This is a genomic window from Bifidobacterium saguini DSM 23967 (genome assembly GCF_000741715.1).
Classification (GTDB): Bacteria; Actinomycetota; Actinomycetes; order Actinomycetales; family Bifidobacteriaceae; genus Bifidobacterium; species Bifidobacterium saguini.
Genome location: NZ_JGZN01000013.1, coordinates 196,317 through 213,325 on the forward strand (window position 1 = coordinate 196,317; position 17,009 = coordinate 213,325).

The following is a 17,009-nucleotide window of genomic DNA, read 5'->3' on the forward strand; positions in this document are numbered from 1 at the left end:
CGCTCTTACCGCTGGTCGAGGTCGATGAGGTGGTAGTCGCGCGAACCGAGGCCCATCTCCACGGCGTGCTCAATGGTATGGATGCCGTGGCGGGATTCGATGCGTTCGATGAGCGGTTCCTTGTTGTCATGCGAAACGTAAACCATGTTCACACAGGCCTGGTCCACGGCCACCGGGTCAAGTGATGCGCAGATGCCGATGTCGGCCATGACGGGCGGGTGCGGGTTGCCATCGCAGTCGCAATCCACGGAAAGGTTGTTCATCACGTTGATGAAGAGCATATTGCCCTTGAGCGCGTTGAATACGGCGGTTGCAGCTTCGGCCATTGCCTCAAGGAAGGAGTCCTGATCGCCACTGAACGGATTAGGCAGGATCTCGTCCTGACCGGAGTGCAGGCGCTTCTTTCCGTTTGAGGAGGCCATGCCGATGGAGATGTTTTTGAGTGCGCCGCCGAAGCCGCCCATCATGTGGCCTTTGAAGTGGGAGAGCACGGCATAGTAATCGTAGTTCGGGAAGTGCGAGCCAACGATGTCGCCGGTGATGCGTTTGCCGCCTTCGACCGGGATGGTGATTTCGCCTTCTTCGTCTTGAATATCGCAGGGGGCAATGTCAAGGAAGCCGTGGTCTTTGATGGTTTGCCAGTGGTGTGCGGAAATGTCGCGCGTACCGGGGTAAGCGGTGTTGCACTCCACGATGGTGCCGTTCAGGTGCTGCACCAGATCTTTGATCAGCGCCGGCTGGAGGTAGTGTGTGTTGCCGCCTTCACCGGAGCTGAGTTTGACGGCCACTTTGCCCTGAGGCCTTGCGCCGAGCGCTTCGTACACACGCATCAGGCCGGCTGGGCTGATATCCCTTGTGAAATAGACATTGGCCGCCATTGGGTAGTCAGTATCGTGATTATGCGTTTCCACCATGTGCCGCCTCCTTGCTTCATGGTCGCTTCCAGATACAAGGATACTCAGGATGCCTCACCGCAAGAAATTTGGGAATTTAGGCCTAATCCCCCAAAATCTTTGCACTGAGGCACACTCAGTGCAAGAAATTCGGGGAGAGAGGTCTATTCTCCGGAAATCCTTGCACTGGCGCCATCTCAGTACAAGAAATTCAGGAAGATAAGCCCAATTCCCGTAAATCCTTGCACTGAGACAACGTCAGTACAAAGATTTACGGAAAAAACGACATGAGGCTTCCCTCCGGTCATGGAGGAAAGCCTCATATTACGGTGTCAACGTCGTTTATGACGAATTACCGAAGTTCCAATCAGAACGCGAGTGGAATCAGAACTCGCGGTTCTTGCGGTAGAACTCAATCAGGGACTGGGTGGAAGCATCCTGGGCGGCCAGAGCCTCGTCATCCTTGGAGATGGCCGGGGTGATCTGCTTGGCCAGCTGCTTGCCGAGCTCGACGCCCCACTGATCGTAGGAGTCGAGGCCCCACACGGTACCCTCAACGAAGGTGATGTGCTCGTACAGAGCAATCAGCTCGCCAAGTGCGAACGGGGTCAGAGCCACACCGAAGATGGAGGTGGTCGGACGGTTGCCGGTGAACACGCGAGCCGGAACGATCTCTTCCGGAGTGCCCTCGGCGCGGACTTCGTCGGCGGTCTTGCCGAAGGCCAGAGCCTTGGTCTGAGCGAAGTAGTTGCCCAGGAACAGCTCGTGCACGTCCTGGTCACCGTCCTTGGTCGGGTTCGGGGTGTTGACGAACGCGATGAAGTCGGCCGGGATGAGCTGGGTGCCCTGGTGAATCAGCTGGTAGAAAGCGTGCTGGCCGTTGGTGCCAGGCTCGCCCCAGAAGATCTCACCGGTTTCGGTGGTGACCGGGGTGCCGTCCCAACGCACGGACTTGCCGTTGGATTCCATAGTCAGCTGCTGCAGGTAGGCCGGGAAGCGGTGCAGGTACTGGTCGTACGGCAGCACGGCGTGGGAAGCGGCCTTGAAGAAGTTGCGGTACCACACGTTCAGCATGCCGAGCAGCACAACGACGTTCTTCTCGAACGGGGTGTTGGCGAAGTATTCGTCGATCTCGTGGAAGCCGTGCAGGAACTCCTCGAAGCGAGCCGGGCCGAAGACCACAGCCAGAGAGGTGCCGACAGCGGAGTCGACGGAGTAACGGCCGCCAACCCAGTTCCAGAAGCCGAAAGCGTTGGCCGGGTCAATACCGAACTCCTCAACCTTCTCCAGGTTGGTGGAGACGGCCACGAAGTGCTTCTTGATGGCTTCAGCACGCTGAGCGGCATCGCCGGAAGCGATGGCACCGTTGGCCTCGAGCTCTTCGAGCAGCCAAGTGCGGGCTTCGCGAGCGTTGGTCAGGGTCTCCAGAGTGGTGAAGGTCTTGGAAACGATGATGAACAGGGTGGTCTCCGGGTCAAGGCCCTTGGTCTTCTCAGCCAGATCGTTCGGGTCGATGTTGGAGATGTAGCGGGCGGAGATGCCGGCGTCAGCGTACGGCTTCAGGGCTTCGTAAGCCATGACGGGGCCCAGGTCGGAGCCACCGATGCCGATGTTGACCACGGTCTCGATCTTGCGACCGGTCACGCCGGTCCACTTGCCGGAGCGAACGTCATCAGCGAAAGCGTAAATCTTGTCGAGGGTTTCGCGCACGTCCTTGACGGTGTCCTGACCGTCAACGATGTACTTGCCTTCATCCTCAACCGGGCGACGCAGCGCGGTGTGCAGCACAGCGCGATCCTCGGTGTTGTTGATGTGCACACCGGTGTACATGGCCTTGATGCGGTCGCCGAGCTTGACCTCGTCGGCGAGGAAGGTGAACAGGCGCAGGGTTTCCGGCTTGATCAGGTTCTTGGACAGGTCGAAGTGCAGGTCGCCTGCGTCGAAGCTCAGCTCCTTGACGCGGTCGGGATCTTCAGCGAACCACTTCTTGAGGTCGATGCCCTCGGCCTGAAGCTCGTCATAGTGCTTCTGCAACGCAACCCATGCAGGGGTCTTGGTGGCGTCAACAGGAGGATTGATTGCCATTGGAATTTTCCTTTCCTCGTTGATTGGAGCGCCCGCGCACACGGTTCATCTGCGCTCCGTATCACCAAACAGAATACTCACAAATTCGGACATGAACAGAACAAAAACAGTCAGTGTCGCGGAGTCGAACTACGTTGCACGCGCCAGAAACCTATATATAGTTACCATTTGGTCACTCACCGAGCGCGACCCTCTCGGCGTTTCTCGAACCACCGTATTCACGCTCGAACACGTCCGATTGGCGTTTTTCCACAGTGTGCTTTATACTCATTATCTTGTGCGCGGTTAGCGAATGCTTTCCGCGAGACAAGCCACTTTAGCTCAGTCGGTAGAGCGGCTCACTCGTAATGAGCAGGTCGTCAGTTCGATTCTGACAAGTGGCTCGACTGCCCTAGGTAGGTTCGTCCGCCTAGGGTTTTGCATATCGCCTCGCATCAATTGGCGCGAACGATATGCAGCAACGCGCGAGTGGCGGAATTGGTAGACGCGCAGGATTTAGGTTCCTGTGTCTTTGACGTGTGGGTTCAAGTCCCATCTCGCGCACCCTCAAAACTCACATCACATGTCCGCGGTGTGAGAAATCCCTCAACGCTTCATGTTCACAGTCCGCCACGGCGAGGATAGTAAAACCGTACGCGATTGAGGGAGAAAAGCTGTGTCTGCCATACTTACGCCAGTCGGCCTGCTGCTAATCATTCTTGCCGGCTACCTGTTTCGGCGTTTTGGCCTCTTCGGGCAAAAGGATTACCGAGTCCTGCAAACCGCGGAATTCAATATCGTGCTGCCGGGTGCCATTGTTTACTCGTTCGCCACAAATCCTCACGACATCTCCCTACTCTGGATTTCGCTGTTCGCGTTCTTCTGTTCGTTCATTCCAGTCGTGTGCATTTTCATCGCCACACGCAAGCGCAATGTCACCGACCGCGCATTCCTGATGCTCAATGGTGCCGGGTTTAACCTCGGCTGCTTCTGCTTCCCGGTAGTGCAATCATTCTGGGGTGCGGGTGCAGTAGTACCTGCCGCAATGTTCGATATTGGTAACTGTGTGATGGTTGCAGCCGGCACCAATGTGCTCACCCAGCAACTTCTGCATATTCAGCCCGGCAAAACACTCGCCGAACAGCACGCCGGCTCTGCACCAACGCTGCCATATGAAAAGCCCAAGGATCGCGACGCTAAGCGACTGGCCAGGCGCGCACTGTTGCGCACTATTGGCAAAAGCTTCCTCGGTTCAGTACCGTTCGACACCTATCTGCTGATGATTGCGCTCACCATGTTCAATGTGCATATTCCTGACTGGATTGCCACCATATGCCAGCCGCTCAGTGGTGCAAACGCACTGGTATCCATGCTGATGGTGGGTATGCTCATGGATTTGCCGCAATCCAAGCACGATGTGCGCGAGGTGCTGGCCGTTGTGGCATGGCGACTGCCGTTCAGTATTGCATTCGCCTGCGCCGCATGGTTCCTGCTGCCATTCAGCGCTTCGATTCGCGCGGTCGCAGTCATTTGTGCGCTGGCACCTATCGCCATCTTCTCCACACTGTTCACCGATAAGGTGCTCGGCAATGCCAAGCTCGCTGGCTTCTCGCTAGCCTTGACTGCGATTATTTCGTTAGTGCTGATGGCTATTGCCCACGCGCTGATGGGTGTGTGATTGAGGCGGCGCGACAATCACACGATATGATTTGAGGCCTGTACTTCAGAACAATGAAAGTACAGGCCTCAAATCGTCTTTCGGCTACTTGCCGCATTCAGGTCGATACCGAAGCATCAGCCAAGCAGTGCTTCGATATCCGGCACCAAAGCCTTGAGCGCCTTGCCTCGATGGGAGATCGCGTTCTTTTCGGCGGGGGTCATTTCGGCGCTGGTGAGCGGCTCACCCTCATAATCAGGGTCGGTGCTGGTGCGGCCTGCAGGCTGGTCGTTCGGCACGAACAGCGGATCGTAGCCAAAACCATGCTCGCCGCGTTCTTTGCGAATAATGCGGCCGACCATATCGCCTAGCTTGACCACTTCAGATTTGATGGCGTAGCGTCCGGTTACTGGAGCGCTCTGGGCCGTAGCGGAATCCGCAGCCTGAGCATCACCAGTTACATCGATGCCGGCTTCAGTGTCCGGCACAACCAGTGCCGCTGCGCATCGGAATCGAGCAGTGCGCTTGTCATCCGGAATGTCTTCGATCTGAGCGAGCAGCAACGCATTGTTGGCCTTGTCATGACCGTGCGCACCAGCCCAACGAGCGGACAGAATGCCAGGCGCATTGCCCATCACGTCCACAATCAGGCCGGAATCGTCGGCAATGGCGGGCAAGCCTGTGCAGCTGGCCACATCGCGCGCCTTGAGCAGCGCATTCTCTTCAAAGGTCACACCGGTTTCCACCGGGTCGGGCAGATGCAGACTGCCAGCGGAAACCAGCTCGATGTTTGCGGCATCCGCACCCAAGTCCTCTTCAAGAATGCGGCGGATTTCCACCAGCTTGCCTTCGTTGTGCGTGGCAACGACAAGTTTCATCGGGTTTTCTCCTTATATGATTGCAAGTTCGGTCAGTGGAATCAATCCAGAGCCAAGGCGGCACGCTGGGCGGCCTGCAGCTCCTTGTTGCCCTTTTCAGCGAGGTCAAGCAAGGTGCCGAGTTCGGCACGGTTGAACGGACGATGCTCAGCAGTGCCCTGAATTTCAATGAACGTGCCGGAGCCGGTCATGGCCACGTTCATGTCGGTCATGGCCTGGCTGTCTTCGATGTACGGCAGGTCGAGCATCGGCGTGCCATTGATCACGCCCACGGATACCGCGGACACTGAATCCTTCAGCACCTTGGCGGCGGACTTGATGTGACGGTTCTTCTCAGCCCAATTCACCGCATCGACCAGCGCCACATACGCGCCGGTCACGGAAGCGGTACGAGTACCACCGTCCGCCTGCAGCACATCGCAGTCAAGCTGAATCTGGTTCTCACCCAATGCTTTCATATCGACAACACCGCGCAGGCAGCGGCCAATGAGTCGGCTGATTTCCATTGTGCGGCCACCGAGCTTGCCCTTGACGGATTCACGATCAGTGCGCTCGGATGTGGCACGCGGCAGCATCGCATATTCGGCCGTGACCCAGCCGAGGCCGGAATCCTTGCGCCAGCGCGGCACACCAGGAGTGAAGGTTGCGGTGCACATCACGCGGGTGTTGCCGCATTCAATCAGCACCGAGCCTTCAGGAGCGTCGGTGAAGTGGCGGGTGATGCGAACCGGACGCAGCTCATCCACAGCACGACCGTCCGCACGAATAATTTGATGATTAGGAAGCAAATCTTTAATTTCAGCCATGAGGCCCAGCATACGCCAACCGGCTCACGCACGAATCGCAAGTCACCTAGCCAAGCAAGGCTTTCTTCGGCAGTGCACGATCAATCACCCACACTGCAAAAGAAAGCACGATGAACGCGAGCGCCAGTTTGCCACAGCTCACTGCAAAGCCTTGCCAGCCAAGCGTGCTCAGATTAATAAATTCATACGGGTATGGGCTCCCGCCCGCAGCCGGACCGGAATTAGGCCAGAGTGCAGCTCGAATCAGCACAAACGCAAGATACAGAGGGAAATACAGCAGCCACGAAAACATGTAATGCCAGCGGAATCGGCGGTGCGGATCGAACAGCAGGAAATCGATTACTGCCATGATCGGCGCGATTTTGTGCAGCATGGTATTGGTCATAATGCCGATGACTTGCGGCACATAGGCGGGATCGTCAGGCGGCATCAGAAAGAAGGCGACCAGTGCGGTCACAATGGCGTACAACGTGACGCAACCTTTCAGCCAAGCGGGCGGCTGTATGCCTTTGAGCAGTGTGGCGGCTCCGGCCCAGAGCATCACAACGCCCAGCACAAAGCCGGTTTGGAAGGTGAAATATACCCAATATTGCGGCTTCGACCAAGCCTCATACGTGCCTACGAAGCAGAATCCCGCAATGGCCAGACGCCATAGTGCCGCAATGAATCTCATATCGATGAGTCTACTCACTGCGCCAGCCTCGCCGCGAAAGCCCATGACTTGTCACGTTGCATTTCCTGAAATCCGCCGACATAATCCCGCGCAGGCCCACACCGGAACCACATAAGGACTACACTTATAGTCAGATTTACTATTAGTAGGAAAGCAGATACGAAAGGCCCGATAATGGTCGATTATTCGCCGGCTCTAATGACCGACATGTACGAATACACAATGCTCGACGCCACGCTCAAAGATGGCACCGCGAACCGCAAGTGCGTGTTTGAAGTGTTCACTCGACACCTGCCGGAAGGCCGACGCTATGGAGTAGTGGCCGGCACCGGTCGCATTCTGGATGAACTCGAGCGCTTCCACCTCGATGACGAGGACCTGAAGTTTCTTGCCGACCGCCATGTGGTGAGCCCTGAAACCATTAAATGGCTGGAGAACTTCCACTTCTCCGGCTCCATCAAGGGCTACCGCGAAGGCGAAATGTTCTTTCCGAATTCCCCGATCTTGCAGGTTGAGGCACGTTCGGCGAGTGCACGCTGCTGGAAACATTGATTCTGTCCATTCTGAATTATGATTCCGCCGTGGCTTCCGCCGCTTCCCGCATGGTGTCGGCCGCCAAAGATCGCCCGTGCATGGATATGGGCGGGCGTCGCACCAACGAATGGGCCGCCGTAGCTGCTGCACGAGCCGCCGTGGTGGGCGGTTTCAAGGGCACGGCGAACCTGCTCGCCGCTCAGCTCTATGGCTTGAAGGCTATTGGCACTGCCGCGCATTGCTTCACTTTGGTGCATGACTCCGAACGCGAGGCTTTCGAATCGCAGATTGCCGCCCTCGGCAAGAACACCACGCTGCTGGTGGATACATACAACATTGAGGAAGCCGTCAAAACCGCTGTTGAGGTGGCCGGTCCGGAGCTCGGTGGCATTCGTATTGACTCTGGTGATTTGGCTGCGATGGCTCAGCGTGTGCGCAATCAGTTGGATGCGCTGGGTGCTACGAACACCACTATTACTGTGACCAATGATTTGGATGAGTACGCGTTGGCTTCGCTGCAAACCGCACCCGTGGATTCCTATGGCGTAGGCACGATGCTGGTCACCGGATCCGGTGCCCCGACCTGCGCAATGGTGTATAAGCTCACCGAGCGCGAGGGTGCGGATGGCACGATGCAGCCGGTTGCCAAGAAGTCGAAGGATAAGGCCACTGTGCCCGGCCGCAAGCTGGCCTACCGTTCATATGAGTATTCGCTGGCCGAAGCCGAGCATGTGATTTCTGGCTCCGAGGAGAAGCTCGCTGGATTCACGCCGGAGCCGGAATGGAAGAATCTGCTCGTGGACTTTGTGAATCACGGCGAGATTGATTCTCAGTGGCAGGGTCACGACGCATCATGGCTGCACATGATTACCGTGCCAAGGCACTGGCCGAGCTGCCGATTACCGCACAAAGCCTGATGAAGGGTGAGCCTGTGATTCCTACGGAAACCACAGTTCTGTGATTTCCGTAGGAATCCGTCGCGGCACAGCCGCTCCCCTCACCTATGGACAGCCCACTGGGCTGTCCATTTAACGGTTCGGCTACGGAAACCACAGTTCTGTGATTTCCGTATTTAGCAATCGATCGAGTAGACGCGGGTTTTGTAGTTCTTCCAATCAGGCAAGGACTCGCCCGCGTCTATCGCGCGCTTAATATCACTGTAATAATGCAGTTTGCGCTGCACGTGGATGGCTGCCTCGTTGAGCGCGCGTCGCTGCTCATCCAAAGCTTTGCGCCGGGATTCCAAGAGCTCCAAGATTTCATTGATATGCTCTGGCTCATTGGATTCGTAGACGAAGAATTTCTTCAAATCATCAATGGTCATGCCAGCGTTTTTGAAGCAGCAGATGGCACGCAAACGGTCGATATGGCAGTCCTCATATACACGCTGCCCGGTTTCCGTTCGCCCGACGTTGGTGAGCAGCCCCTGATCCTCGTAATAGCGCAGTGTGGATGGCTGCATATGGAATTGTGTGGCTACTTGCCGAATCGTATATGACATGTATGTTCCCTTCCCCTGCGTGGTACCGATGATGCGCAATGCCGCCATCGCACGGTACCGACGCTGCGCAATGGCCACGACACGCCGACGTGCCGTCCAACATTTGCATTCAAGTTCACTTGAACTGGAACCATAATAACCGACAAAGGAAAAAGCACACCCCGAATCGAACACCAGAACAATACGCCACAGGAGGCATTATGTTCGAACCAACCGCTACCTACTCCCCCAATCCACATCGCTACGACACGATGACCTACAACCGCGCCGGTAACTCCGGACTCAAATTGCCGGCCGTTTCCCTCGGCTTCTGGCACAACTTCGGCGACATCACGCCGTTTGAACAGATGAAGTCCCTCGTGTTCACCGCGTTCGACAACGGCATCACCCACTTCGACCTAGCCAACAATTACGGCCCGGAACCCGGCCAGGCCGAGAAGAACTGCGGTTTGCTGCTTGCCAAGTATTTCAAGCATCATCGCGATGAGCTGATTATCTCCACCAAAGCCGGCTACGAAATGTGGGCAGGCCCGTACGGCGACCTCGGCAGCCGCAAGTATCTGCTCGCCTCGCTTGACCAGAGCCTCGAGCGCCTGGGCCTTGATTACGTGGACATCTTCTACCATCACCACCCGGATCCAGAGACCCCGCTTGAGGAGACGATGGGCGCACTAGCTCAGGCCGTGAACTCCGGCAAGGCGCTGTACGTGGGTCTTTCCAACTATGACGGACCGACGATGGAGAAGGCGACCGCGATTCTCAAGGAACTGCATGTGCCGTTCATCATCAACCAAAACAAGTACAACATCCTCGACCGTACGGTGGAGCACAATGGCCTGAAGGAAACCGCATACCAGCTCGGCAAAGGCCTCATTACCTTCTGCCCGCTGGAACAGGGCCTGCTGACCAACCGCTACCTGAATGGCATCCCGGCTGACAGCCGCATCGCCCATGATCCGCGATTCCTCAACGATTCCGCACTCACCGACAAGCTGCACAAGCAGGTGGTGGACCTGAACAATCTGGCTGCAGAGCGCGGTCAGACGCTTGCAGAAATGAGCCTCGCATGGCTCCTGCACGACGGCAAGGTGACCTCCGTGCTGGCCGGCGCTTCCAAGCCGCAGCAGATCCTGGACAACATCGGTGCACTGAAGAACACCCACTTCACCGATGAAGAGCTCAAGCTCATCGACGAGATCGCGGCTCGCTGATCTCCCTGTTCTCTGACATAAGGAATCGGCCTTCGGCCGATGCGCGAGTCCTGCAGGACATGTCCTGCTCTTCTCTCCCTCCGCCTTCGGCTTTACCAAAGGCACCTCCCTCATCAGAGGGAGGCAGAACTCACGTACATACAATTGGCTCCCTCTGATGAGGGAGCTGTCGAACGAAGTGAGACTGAGGGAGAGAAGAACAAGAGCATAAACCTTGCAAATAGACCCGCATCAATCCTGTTTACGCCGGCATAACCTAAGATTTCAGGCCATCATTTCGTCATAGATGCGCTTGCAATCCGGGCAGACCGGGTACTTGGACGGATCATGCTTCGGCACCCACACCTTGCCACACAGCGCCACCACCGGGCGACCGGTCGCACGGGACTCGGCGATACGGTCACGAGACACATAATGCGCGAATCGATCGGCGTCACCGCCATCATCGCGCACCGGAGACTCTTCAACCTGCGGGCGCTCCAACACCGAAGTTCCCGCGGACTGATCCGGATTTCTCAACGGCTCAGCATCATTGACAAAGCTTGTAAAGTTCAGGCTCATAACGCACTTCTTTCCTTGACATACAGCGTCCGCCATCGACACAGACGGATATCCGCACTCCATCATAGATTCCCACTACCCCTGCCGAACGATGTAGTCTAGGAACCATGACTATCGCAGTATGCCCCGGCTCGTTTGACCCCGTGACAGCCGGCCACTTGGATGTAATCGAGCGCTCGGCGCGATTTTTCGACGAGGTACATGTAGTGGTGGCTGTTAATGCCGCGAAAACACCGATGTTTTCCGAATCCACCAGAGTTGAAGTAATCCGTCATGCATTGGAGAAGGCCGGCTGCACTAATGTGGTCGTCTCCTCCACCGAAGGACTCATCACCGACTATTGCAAGAAGGTTGGCGCAAGCGTCATTGTGAAGGGCCTTCGCCAAAACGGTGATTACGAAGCCGAACTCGGCATGGCCTTGGTCAATCGCAAACTTGCCGGCGTCGAGACGCTGTTCCTGCCGGCCGACCCGATTCTTGAACATATCTCCAGCTCCATCGTCAAGGATGTGGCCCGCCACGGTGGCGATGTAACCGGCATGGTGCCCGATTGCGTTGTCCCTATGCTTGCCGAAGCCTTGGCCAAGGAAGGTCAGAAGAAGGACTGATGACTATGAGTGACGAGCATCCCACTGGATACGTTGATTTGACTCAGCCGGCGCAAGATACTGCCCCAAATACGCAGGCCGATGATGTGCCGGTTCCACCGGTGACTTCGCCGGCTCCTGCATCAACTGCCGACTATGAGCCGCCCGCACCCACCGAGGCAGCCTCCGCAGTCATGCCTTCTGCTGCTTCGCCGGCACCGCATGCAAACTATGCCGAACAGGCACCAGCAGCTGCAACCAGTAACGCCGACAGCAAACCGCGCAATTTCAATATGGATTCGCTGCCTGATTTGCGCACCACGTTGGACCCTGATTCCCCCACGGAGAAGAGCCGCGAGGAATTTACCACCGTGTATGACGTTATCGATCAGATTGACGCCATGCTCGCCGAGGCGAAAACCAGCATCTTCACCCCCGGCATGGTACGAGTCGACCGCGATGAGCTGACCTCACAACTTAACGAATTGAAGAAGCTGCTGCCGGTGCAGTTGGAACGCGCTTCCGCTTTGATGCGCGAAGCGGAGCGCCGCTTGGAATCCGCTCAGACGCAGGCCAACGCTGTGGTGGCTTCCGCACAAAGCCGCGCTGCCGACATGATCAATGAAGCCAACGAACAGGCACAGTTCCTGGCAGGACAGGAAAACGTGACCGAACTGGCTCGTCAAAAGGCGCGCGCAATCTTAGAGCAGGCACAGAACAAGTCCGATCATCTCACTCAGGGTGCGGATCAATACTGCACCACGGTGATGGAAGGACTTTCCCAGCAGCTCACCAAGCTGAATCAGGATGTTCAGGCTGGCCTCAATGTGCTGAACGAGCGGCAGCGCGCGGCAGCGGAAAAAATGCCGAACATCACGCTGAACGATTATCCTGAAGCGCAGTAACCAGCAGCACAGCAAGTACAGCAAAGTAGTACGCACGAAAGGTATATACATGGCACGAGTTGAGGATTCCCCCTGGGCGATTCCGGTGGCGCAAATCGCCTCCCGAGCCGGGCAGTCCAAGTCGATTGACGCTGATTTCCCCGCACCGAGCGGTATTGGCGATAGCATTGTCGGCATCAAAGAAGGCGAGCCCGTACATGTGACCGGCCAGTTCGATTCGATTGTGGACGGACTGATTTTCACCGGACGCTTGGTGGCACCGTTTGTCAGCGAATGCACGCGATGCTTGAAGCCGATTGATGAGGATTGGCCGGTGAACGTCACTGTGTTCTTCCCATATGAATCCGCCGCAGACAAGAATGCAGGCCGTGGCGGCAAAGGCAAGGGCAGCAAGGCTTCCAAGGACGAGGAAGTTGAGATCTTCGCCGGCGAAGATGAGTCCGAAGACACTTACCCGTTGTTGGAAAATGGGGCGTTTGCGGATATCGAAGCGATGATTCGCGACACGCTGGTCGAATCCCTCCCGCTGCAACCGCTGTGCAAGCCGGATTGCAAGGGATTGTGCTCCCAGTGTGGCGTGGATTTGAACGAAAACCCCGATCATCATCACGACACCACGGATATTCGTTTCGCCGGACTCGCCGCGCTGAAAGCCCAGCTGGAAGCCGAACAAGGCGAATAGTCGAGGCGCAAAACAGGTGAGTTTGGCGTTTGTACGAGCCCTGCGTTAAGATAACGGACGCTTAAGCTCAATTGTTCGAACGAAACAGAGGATACTCAAATGGCACTGCCTAAGTACAAGACCTCTCGCGCCAACACGCATTCGCGTCGCGCGAACTGGAAGGCCACCGCTGCTGCAACCGTGAGCTGCCCGAACTGTGGTGCTCCGGCTCTGCCGCACATGGCTTGCCCGGCATGCGGCAACTACCGCGGCCGCACCTACCGCTACGCCATCCAGCCGGCTCACACCAAGTGAGTCCTGAGATAACGGCTTAACCAAGACCCTGCCATCGACGGGTGGCAGGGTCTTCGCATACCGGCTGATTATGATCCGCATGCGCCAATACAGCAAAGCAGCTCACGGTCGGCCGACAATGCGGCACATTATCCATCCATTCATCTCACTATTGCGAAGGATTGCGCATTAATCATGACTGAAGCATCAGCCGAACATCACGTCCGCGTCAGCGTCCAAACTCCCGAGAACAATCCAGCCAACGAGCTGCTGGAAGCGCTCGGCACCACCATCAGCCCTGAACTGCTGGTACAGGCCCTCACCCACCGTTCCTTCTCCCACGAGAATCCCGGTGCGCTCAACTACGAGCGTCTTGAATTCCTGGGCGATGCCGTGCTGGAACTGGTTTCCACCGAAACCCTGTTCAAGATTCACCCGGATATGACCGAAGGCCAGCTTGCCAAGATGCGCGCCAAGGCCGTTTCCGAAGATGCACTGAGCGCCATCGCCAAAACCAAGCTCAAAGTAGGCCCTTATATTCTGTTGGGCCACGGTGAGGCCGAACAGGGCGGCGCACAAAAGAACTCGATTCTGTGCGACATCGTGGAATCGCTGATTGGTGCCACATTCCTGGAGCACGGCATTGACGAGGCTCGCAAGGTAGTGCATCGTTTGATTGACGATACGCTTGCCGAAGTCGCTACTGAAGGTCCGGCTTTGGATTGGAAGACTTCGCTGACCGTCAAGTCGCATGAGCTGGGTAAGCCTGAGCCGATCTATCACATGGAAGTCTCCGGCCCTGAATACGCCCAAGTGTTCACTGCAAAAGTCAGCCTCGGCGATAATGACCAGATCATCGGCGTCGGCAAAGGCTCCAGCAAACGCAAGGCTCAACTGGCAGCTGCCGAAGCCGGCTGGAAGGCACTTGACCAAAAGCAGAAGTCCGGCGCTCTCAAGAAGCGGACTAAGTAGGCCTGCTGTCAGCATTACGAATAGACTGATACCACAACATGAGCAGCGAGCCGCATCCTGAGCCACAAGCCCAGTCATCGGCGAGAATTCATACGAGCGCAGCACCGACTTCACCCCACAGTCGGCAAGTAAGCGCGGTACTTTATGAGGTGAGAGGAATCATGGCTTTACCCACGCCTTTGCAGGCTTTCAGCGGTGTGCCCAAAACCACTGCGGCCACGGACAAGCAGACCATTATCGACGGCGAGAAGATGACTGGCGCCGAAGCGCTGGTACGTTCGTTGGAAGACCTGGGCGTTGAGGACGTCTTCGGCATTCCAGGCGGTGCGATCCTGCCGGTTTACCATCAAATCAACGGCAACACCAAGTTCCGCTTCGTGCTGATGCGTCACGAGCAGGCGGCCGGTCACGCAGCGGAAGGTTATGCGCTGGCTACCGGCAAGGTGGGCGTGTGCATTGTGACTTCCGGCCCGGGTGCCACCAACGTGGTCACCGCCATTGCGGACGCCAACATGGATTCCGTGCCGATGGTGGTTATCACCGGCCAGGTGGGCGTGAACGCTATTGGTACCGACGCCTTCCAGGAGGCGGATATTGTGGGCATCACCTACCCGGTGTCCAAGCACTCCTTCCTGGTGACTCGCGCGCAGGATATTCCGCGCGTGCTTTCCGAGGCGTATCACATCGCTAGCACCGGCCGTCCGGGCCCGGTTGTGGTCGATTTGACCAAGACCGCTCAGACCGGTGAAATGTACTACTCCTGGCCGCAGCGCATGATTCTGCCCGGCTACAACCCCACCACCAAGGCGCACGGCCGCGTGCTCTCGGATGCGGCGAAACTGTTCTCCAAGTCTTACCGCCCGGTGCTGTATGTGGGCGGCGGCGCGGCTCGCTCCAACGCCGGTGCTCAGGTCAAGGCTCTCGCTGATCTGACCGGCGCTCCTGTGGTCACTACCCTGCCTGCCCGCGGCATTATTCCGGACACTGATCCGAAGAACCTCGGCATGCTGGGTATGCACGGTACGATTGCAGCCACCGGCGCTGTGCAGCGTGCTGATTTGTTGGTGGCTATTGGTGCTCGCTTTGATGATCGTGTGACCGGTAAGCTTGATGCCTTCGCACCGACCGCTCGCGTGATTCACATCGATATCGATCCGGCTGAGATTGGCAAGAATCGTCAGCCTGATGTGCCGATTGTGGGCGATGTGGCTACGGTTCTCGATGATTTGATTCCGGAAATCGAGCGTACGCAGGCCATTGTGGGCAAGCCGAACCTGAAGCCGTGGTGGGATGCCATCGACGGCTGGCGCGAAAAGTACCCGATGACTTGGGATGAGCCGACCGATGGTTCTTTGGCTCCGCAGTGGGTCATCAAGAAGCTTTCCGAGCTTGCAGATCCTTCTACCATTTGGGTTACTGGCGTAGGCCAGCATCAGATGTGGGCTTCCCAGTTCATTGATTTCGAGAATCAGCACTCTTGGATTTCCTCCGGCGGCCTTGGCACGATGGGCTATGGTCTGCCGGCTGCCATCGGCGCTTCCGTGGGTTCGGCCCGCGAGTTCGACGGCAAGAAGCCGGTGTGGCTGATTGATGGCGATGGCTCCTTCCAGATGACTTCCGAAGAGCTGGCCGCCGCATTCCTCGACCACGCCCCGGTGAAGATCGCGATTCTGAACAATTCCGTGTACGGCATGGTCCGCCAGTGGCAGACGCTGTTCTATAACCACCACTATTCGCAGACCAACCTGAAGGATGGCGAGGCTCACGGCACCGAAGGCGAAGCACAGCTGACCGCCGGCGAGGCTCCGCTCGAAGTCCCGGACTTCATCAAGCTGGCCGAAGCCTACGGCTGCGTTGGCATCCGCGCCTTTACCGAGGATGAGGCGATCGCCGCCATCAAGAAGGCCAACGAGATCAATGATCGTCCGGTGCTGATTGACTTCCGCGTGTGGAAGGATGCTATGGTCTGGCCGATGGTCGCCGCTGGCGCTTCCAATGATGAAGTGACGTATATGCCCGGCATCAAGCCGCTGATGGGTGGCACTCCGGCTCCGGGAACTGGCGCTGCTGATGCCGAAGTTGCTGCCGATTCCGCTGACTCTGCTGTGAACGAGCACTGAGGGGAGAAGATTTACGATGGCTATTTATCCTGCATCTCAGCCGGGTTCTGAGCGTCATACCCTGTCCGTGCTGGTGGAGAACCGCCCGGGCGTGCTGGCTCGTATCGCCGGCCTGTTTGCCCGCCGTGCGTTCAACATCAACTCGCTGTCCGTCTCCCCCACCGAGCGTCCGGACATCTCCCGCGTGACCGTGACCGCCGACGTGGAAGCCGTGCCGCTGGAGCAGATTATCAAGCAGCTCAACAAGCTGCTGCATGTGCTGAAGATCGTGGAACTCGACCCGAACTCCACTGTGGAGCGCGAACTGGTGCTCATCAAGGTGGCGGCGAACCAGTCCAACCGTTCCGACGTGCTCGAGATCGTGCGCCTGTTCCGCGTGCGCGTGGTGGACGTGAATCCGGAATCGCTCACCATTGAGGCCACCGGTGCCGAAGGCAAGATCGATGCGCTGCTGGGCCTTCTGGAGCACTACGGCGTCATTGAGCTGGTGCGTTCCGGTGCTGTGGCTGTGACCCGTGGTCCTCGCGCCCTGAGCGAAAAGGTGATCGGCTCCGAAGTCACCGGTCGCTGATTCAGTCAGCCAGATACCAAGCCAATAACCTCATGGAGCTTACGCTGATTCCTTGTCAGCGTAAGCTCCATGAGGTTTTTCTATTGTCTGATGTGCTAGCAAAATGCATGCAAATTATGCT

The 17,009-nt window shown here is 57.2% G+C and carries 16 protein-coding genes, 2 tRNA genes and 1 pseudogene; 12 read left to right on the forward strand and 7 right to left on the reverse strand.

The window, feature by feature from the left end:
- Nucleotides 1-5: 5 nt before the first annotated feature.
- Both BISA_RS09120 and pgi read right to left on the reverse strand, forming a co-directional pair.
- Nucleotides 6-914 (reverse strand): DUF362 domain-containing protein, encoded by a 909-nt coding sequence (locus tag BISA_RS09120; protein WP_202806965.1) that lies wholly within the window; start codon nt 912-914, stop codon nt 6-8.
- Nucleotides 915-1,277: 363 nt separating this feature from the next.
- The gene (pgi, locus tag BISA_RS09125) at nt 1,278-2,978 is read right to left on the reverse strand and encodes a glucose-6-phosphate isomerase (protein WP_033891535.1); all 1,701 of its coding nucleotides are present in this window, start codon (nt 2,976-2,978) and stop codon (nt 1,278-1,280) included.
- 310 nt (nt 2,979-3,288) lie between these two features.
- On the opposite strand from pgi, the gene BISA_RS09130 reads away from it, so the two are divergent.
- The 3 genes from BISA_RS09130 to BISA_RS09140 all read left to right on the forward strand — a co-directional run bounded on the left by BISA_RS09130 (nt 3,289) and on the right by BISA_RS09140 (nt 4,635).
- Nucleotides 3,289-3,361 (forward strand) — tRNA-Thr (locus BISA_RS09130).
- A gap of 79 nt (nt 3,362-3,440) precedes the next feature.
- Nucleotides 3,441-3,521, forward strand: a tRNA-Leu gene (locus BISA_RS09135).
- Between the two features lie 112 nt (nt 3,522-3,633).
- Nucleotides 3,634-4,635: an AEC family transporter gene (locus BISA_RS09140; protein ID WP_033891536.1), complete on the forward strand. Its 1,002-nt coding sequence runs from the start codon at nt 3,634-3,636 to the stop codon at nt 4,633-4,635.
- A gap of 116 nt (nt 4,636-4,751) precedes the next feature.
- Here BISA_RS09140 and BISA_RS09145 read toward each other — a convergent pair whose 3' ends face one another.
- From BISA_RS09145 to BISA_RS09155, 3 genes are read right to left on the reverse strand one after another with little or no spacing between them, the layout of a single operon-like run.
- Nucleotides 4,752-5,492, reverse strand: coding sequence for a non-canonical purine NTP pyrophosphatase (locus BISA_RS09145; RefSeq protein WP_033891538.1), 741 nt, complete (start codon nt 5,490-5,492; stop codon nt 4,752-4,754).
- Nucleotides 5,493-5,533: 41 nt separating this feature from the next.
- Nucleotides 5,534-6,298: a ribonuclease PH gene (rph, locus tag BISA_RS09150; protein ID WP_033891660.1), complete on the reverse strand. Its 765-nt coding sequence runs from the start codon at nt 6,296-6,298 to the stop codon at nt 5,534-5,536.
- Between the two features lie 46 nt (nt 6,299-6,344).
- Nucleotides 6,345-6,971 (reverse strand): Pr6Pr family membrane protein, encoded by a 627-nt coding sequence (locus BISA_RS09155; RefSeq protein WP_033891661.1) that lies wholly within the window; start codon nt 6,969-6,971, stop codon nt 6,345-6,347.
- Nucleotides 6,972-7,145: 174 nt separating this feature from the next.
- Between BISA_RS09155 and BISA_RS12040 the strand changes: the two are divergent.
- Nucleotides 7,146-8,466, forward strand: a pseudogene (locus tag BISA_RS12040) (nicotinate phosphoribosyltransferase).
- A 111-nt stretch (nt 8,467-8,577) separates the two neighbouring features.
- On the opposite strand, the gene BISA_RS09165 reads toward BISA_RS12040, so the two are convergent.
- On the reverse strand, nt 8,578-9,006 hold the full coding sequence (locus BISA_RS09165; RefSeq protein ID WP_033891540.1) for a MerR family transcriptional regulator: 429 nt from the start codon (nt 9,004-9,006) through the stop codon (nt 8,578-8,580).
- 200 nt (nt 9,007-9,206) lie between these two features.
- Between BISA_RS09165 and BISA_RS09170 the strand changes: the two genes are divergently transcribed.
- Nucleotides 9,207-10,217: an aldo/keto reductase gene (locus tag BISA_RS09170; protein WP_033891541.1), complete on the forward strand. Its 1,011-nt coding sequence runs from the start codon at nt 9,207-9,209 to the stop codon at nt 10,215-10,217.
- Nucleotides 10,218-10,481: 264 nt separating this feature from the next.
- Here BISA_RS09170 and BISA_RS09180 read toward each other — a convergent pair whose 3' ends face one another.
- Nucleotides 10,482-10,778, reverse strand: a complete 297-nt coding sequence (locus BISA_RS09180) for a DUF3039 domain-containing protein (protein WP_033891543.1) — start codon at nt 10,776-10,778, stop codon at nt 10,482-10,484.
- 107 nt (nt 10,779-10,885) lie between these two features.
- Here BISA_RS09180 and coaD point away from each other — a divergent pair, with 107 nt between their 5' ends.
- The 7 genes from coaD to ilvN all read left to right on the forward strand — a co-directional run bounded on the left by coaD (nt 10,886) and on the right by ilvN (nt 16,888).
- Nucleotides 10,886-11,386 carry a pantetheine-phosphate adenylyltransferase gene (coaD, locus tag BISA_RS09185; RefSeq protein ID WP_033891545.1) on the forward strand — a complete coding sequence of 167 codons (501 nt, stop codon included), beginning with the start codon at nt 10,886-10,888 and terminating at the stop codon, nt 11,384-11,386.
- Entirely contained in the window at nt 11,386-12,270 is an 885-nt protein-coding gene (locus tag BISA_RS09190; protein ID WP_033891546.1) for an ATP synthase subunit B family protein, read from the forward strand. The genes coaD and BISA_RS09190 overlap by 1 nt, the downstream gene beginning before the upstream one ends.
- 49 nt (nt 12,271-12,319) lie before the next feature.
- Nucleotides 12,320-12,952 (forward strand): YceD family protein, encoded by a 633-nt coding sequence (locus BISA_RS09195; protein ID WP_033891548.1) that lies wholly within the window; start codon nt 12,320-12,322, stop codon nt 12,950-12,952.
- A gap of 99 nt (nt 12,953-13,051) precedes the next feature.
- Complete coding sequence (rpmF, locus tag BISA_RS09200) at nt 13,052-13,246, forward strand: 50S ribosomal protein L32 (RefSeq protein WP_033891551.1); 195 nt, start codon at nt 13,052-13,054, stop codon at nt 13,244-13,246.
- 174 nt (nt 13,247-13,420) lie between these two features.
- The gene (gene rnc / locus BISA_RS09205; protein ID WP_033891552.1) at nt 13,421-14,197 is read left to right on the forward strand and encodes a ribonuclease III; all 777 of its coding nucleotides are present in this window, start codon (nt 13,421-13,423) and stop codon (nt 14,195-14,197) included.
- A gap of 161 nt (nt 14,198-14,358) precedes the next feature.
- Nucleotides 14,359-16,317 carry an acetolactate synthase large subunit gene (locus BISA_RS09210; protein ID WP_051917462.1) on the forward strand — a complete coding sequence of 653 codons (1,959 nt, stop codon included), beginning with the start codon at nt 14,359-14,361 and terminating at the stop codon, nt 16,315-16,317.
- 16 nt (nt 16,318-16,333) lie between these two features.
- Entirely contained in the window at nt 16,334-16,888 is a 555-nt protein-coding gene (ilvN, locus tag BISA_RS09215; RefSeq protein ID WP_033891554.1) for an acetolactate synthase small subunit, read from the forward strand.
- The last annotated feature ends 121 nt before the right edge of the window (nt 16,889-17,009 follow it).

What these genes read in the sequence shown, in the direction of transcription:
- BISA_RS09120 (WP_202806965.1), bottom strand. Translation starts at nt 914, where the DNA reads ATGGTGGAAACGCATAATCACGATACTGACTACCCAATGGCGGCCAAT.
- pgi (WP_033891535.1), bottom strand. Translation starts at nt 2,978, where the DNA reads ATGGCAATCAATCCTCCTGTTGACGCCACCAAGACCCCTGCATGGGTT.
- BISA_RS09145 (WP_033891538.1), bottom strand. Translation starts at nt 5,492, where the DNA reads ATGAAACTTGTCGTTGCCACGCACAACGAAGGCAAGCTGGTGGAAATC.
- rph (WP_033891660.1), bottom strand. Translation starts at nt 6,298, where the DNA reads ATGGCTGAAATTAAAGATTTGCTTCCTAATCATCAAATTATTCGTGCG.
- BISA_RS09155 (WP_033891661.1), bottom strand. Translation starts at nt 6,971, where the DNA reads ATGAGATTCATTGCGGCACTATGGCGTCTGGCCATTGCGGGATTCTGC.
- BISA_RS09165 (WP_033891540.1), bottom strand. Translation starts at nt 9,006, where the DNA reads ATGTCATATACGATTCGGCAAGTAGCCACACAATTCCATATGCAGCCA.
- BISA_RS09170 (WP_033891541.1), top strand. Translation starts at nt 9,207, where the DNA reads ATGTTCGAACCAACCGCTACCTACTCCCCCAATCCACATCGCTACGAC.
- BISA_RS09180 (WP_033891543.1), bottom strand. Translation starts at nt 10,778, where the DNA reads ATGAGCCTGAACTTTACAAGCTTTGTCAATGATGCTGAGCCGTTGAGA.
- coaD (WP_033891545.1), top strand. Translation starts at nt 10,886, where the DNA reads ATGACTATCGCAGTATGCCCCGGCTCGTTTGACCCCGTGACAGCCGGC.
- BISA_RS09190 (WP_033891546.1), top strand. Translation starts at nt 11,386, where the DNA reads ATGACTATGAGTGACGAGCATCCCACTGGATACGTTGATTTGACTCAG.
- BISA_RS09195 (WP_033891548.1), top strand. Translation starts at nt 12,320, where the DNA reads ATGGCACGAGTTGAGGATTCCCCCTGGGCGATTCCGGTGGCGCAAATC.
- rpmF (WP_033891551.1), top strand. Translation starts at nt 13,052, where the DNA reads ATGGCACTGCCTAAGTACAAGACCTCTCGCGCCAACACGCATTCGCGT.
- rnc (WP_033891552.1), top strand. Translation starts at nt 13,421, where the DNA reads ATGACTGAAGCATCAGCCGAACATCACGTCCGCGTCAGCGTCCAAACT.
- BISA_RS09210 (WP_051917462.1), top strand. Translation starts at nt 14,359, where the DNA reads ATGGCTTTACCCACGCCTTTGCAGGCTTTCAGCGGTGTGCCCAAAACC.
- ilvN (WP_033891554.1), top strand. Translation starts at nt 16,334, where the DNA reads ATGGCTATTTATCCTGCATCTCAGCCGGGTTCTGAGCGTCATACCCTG.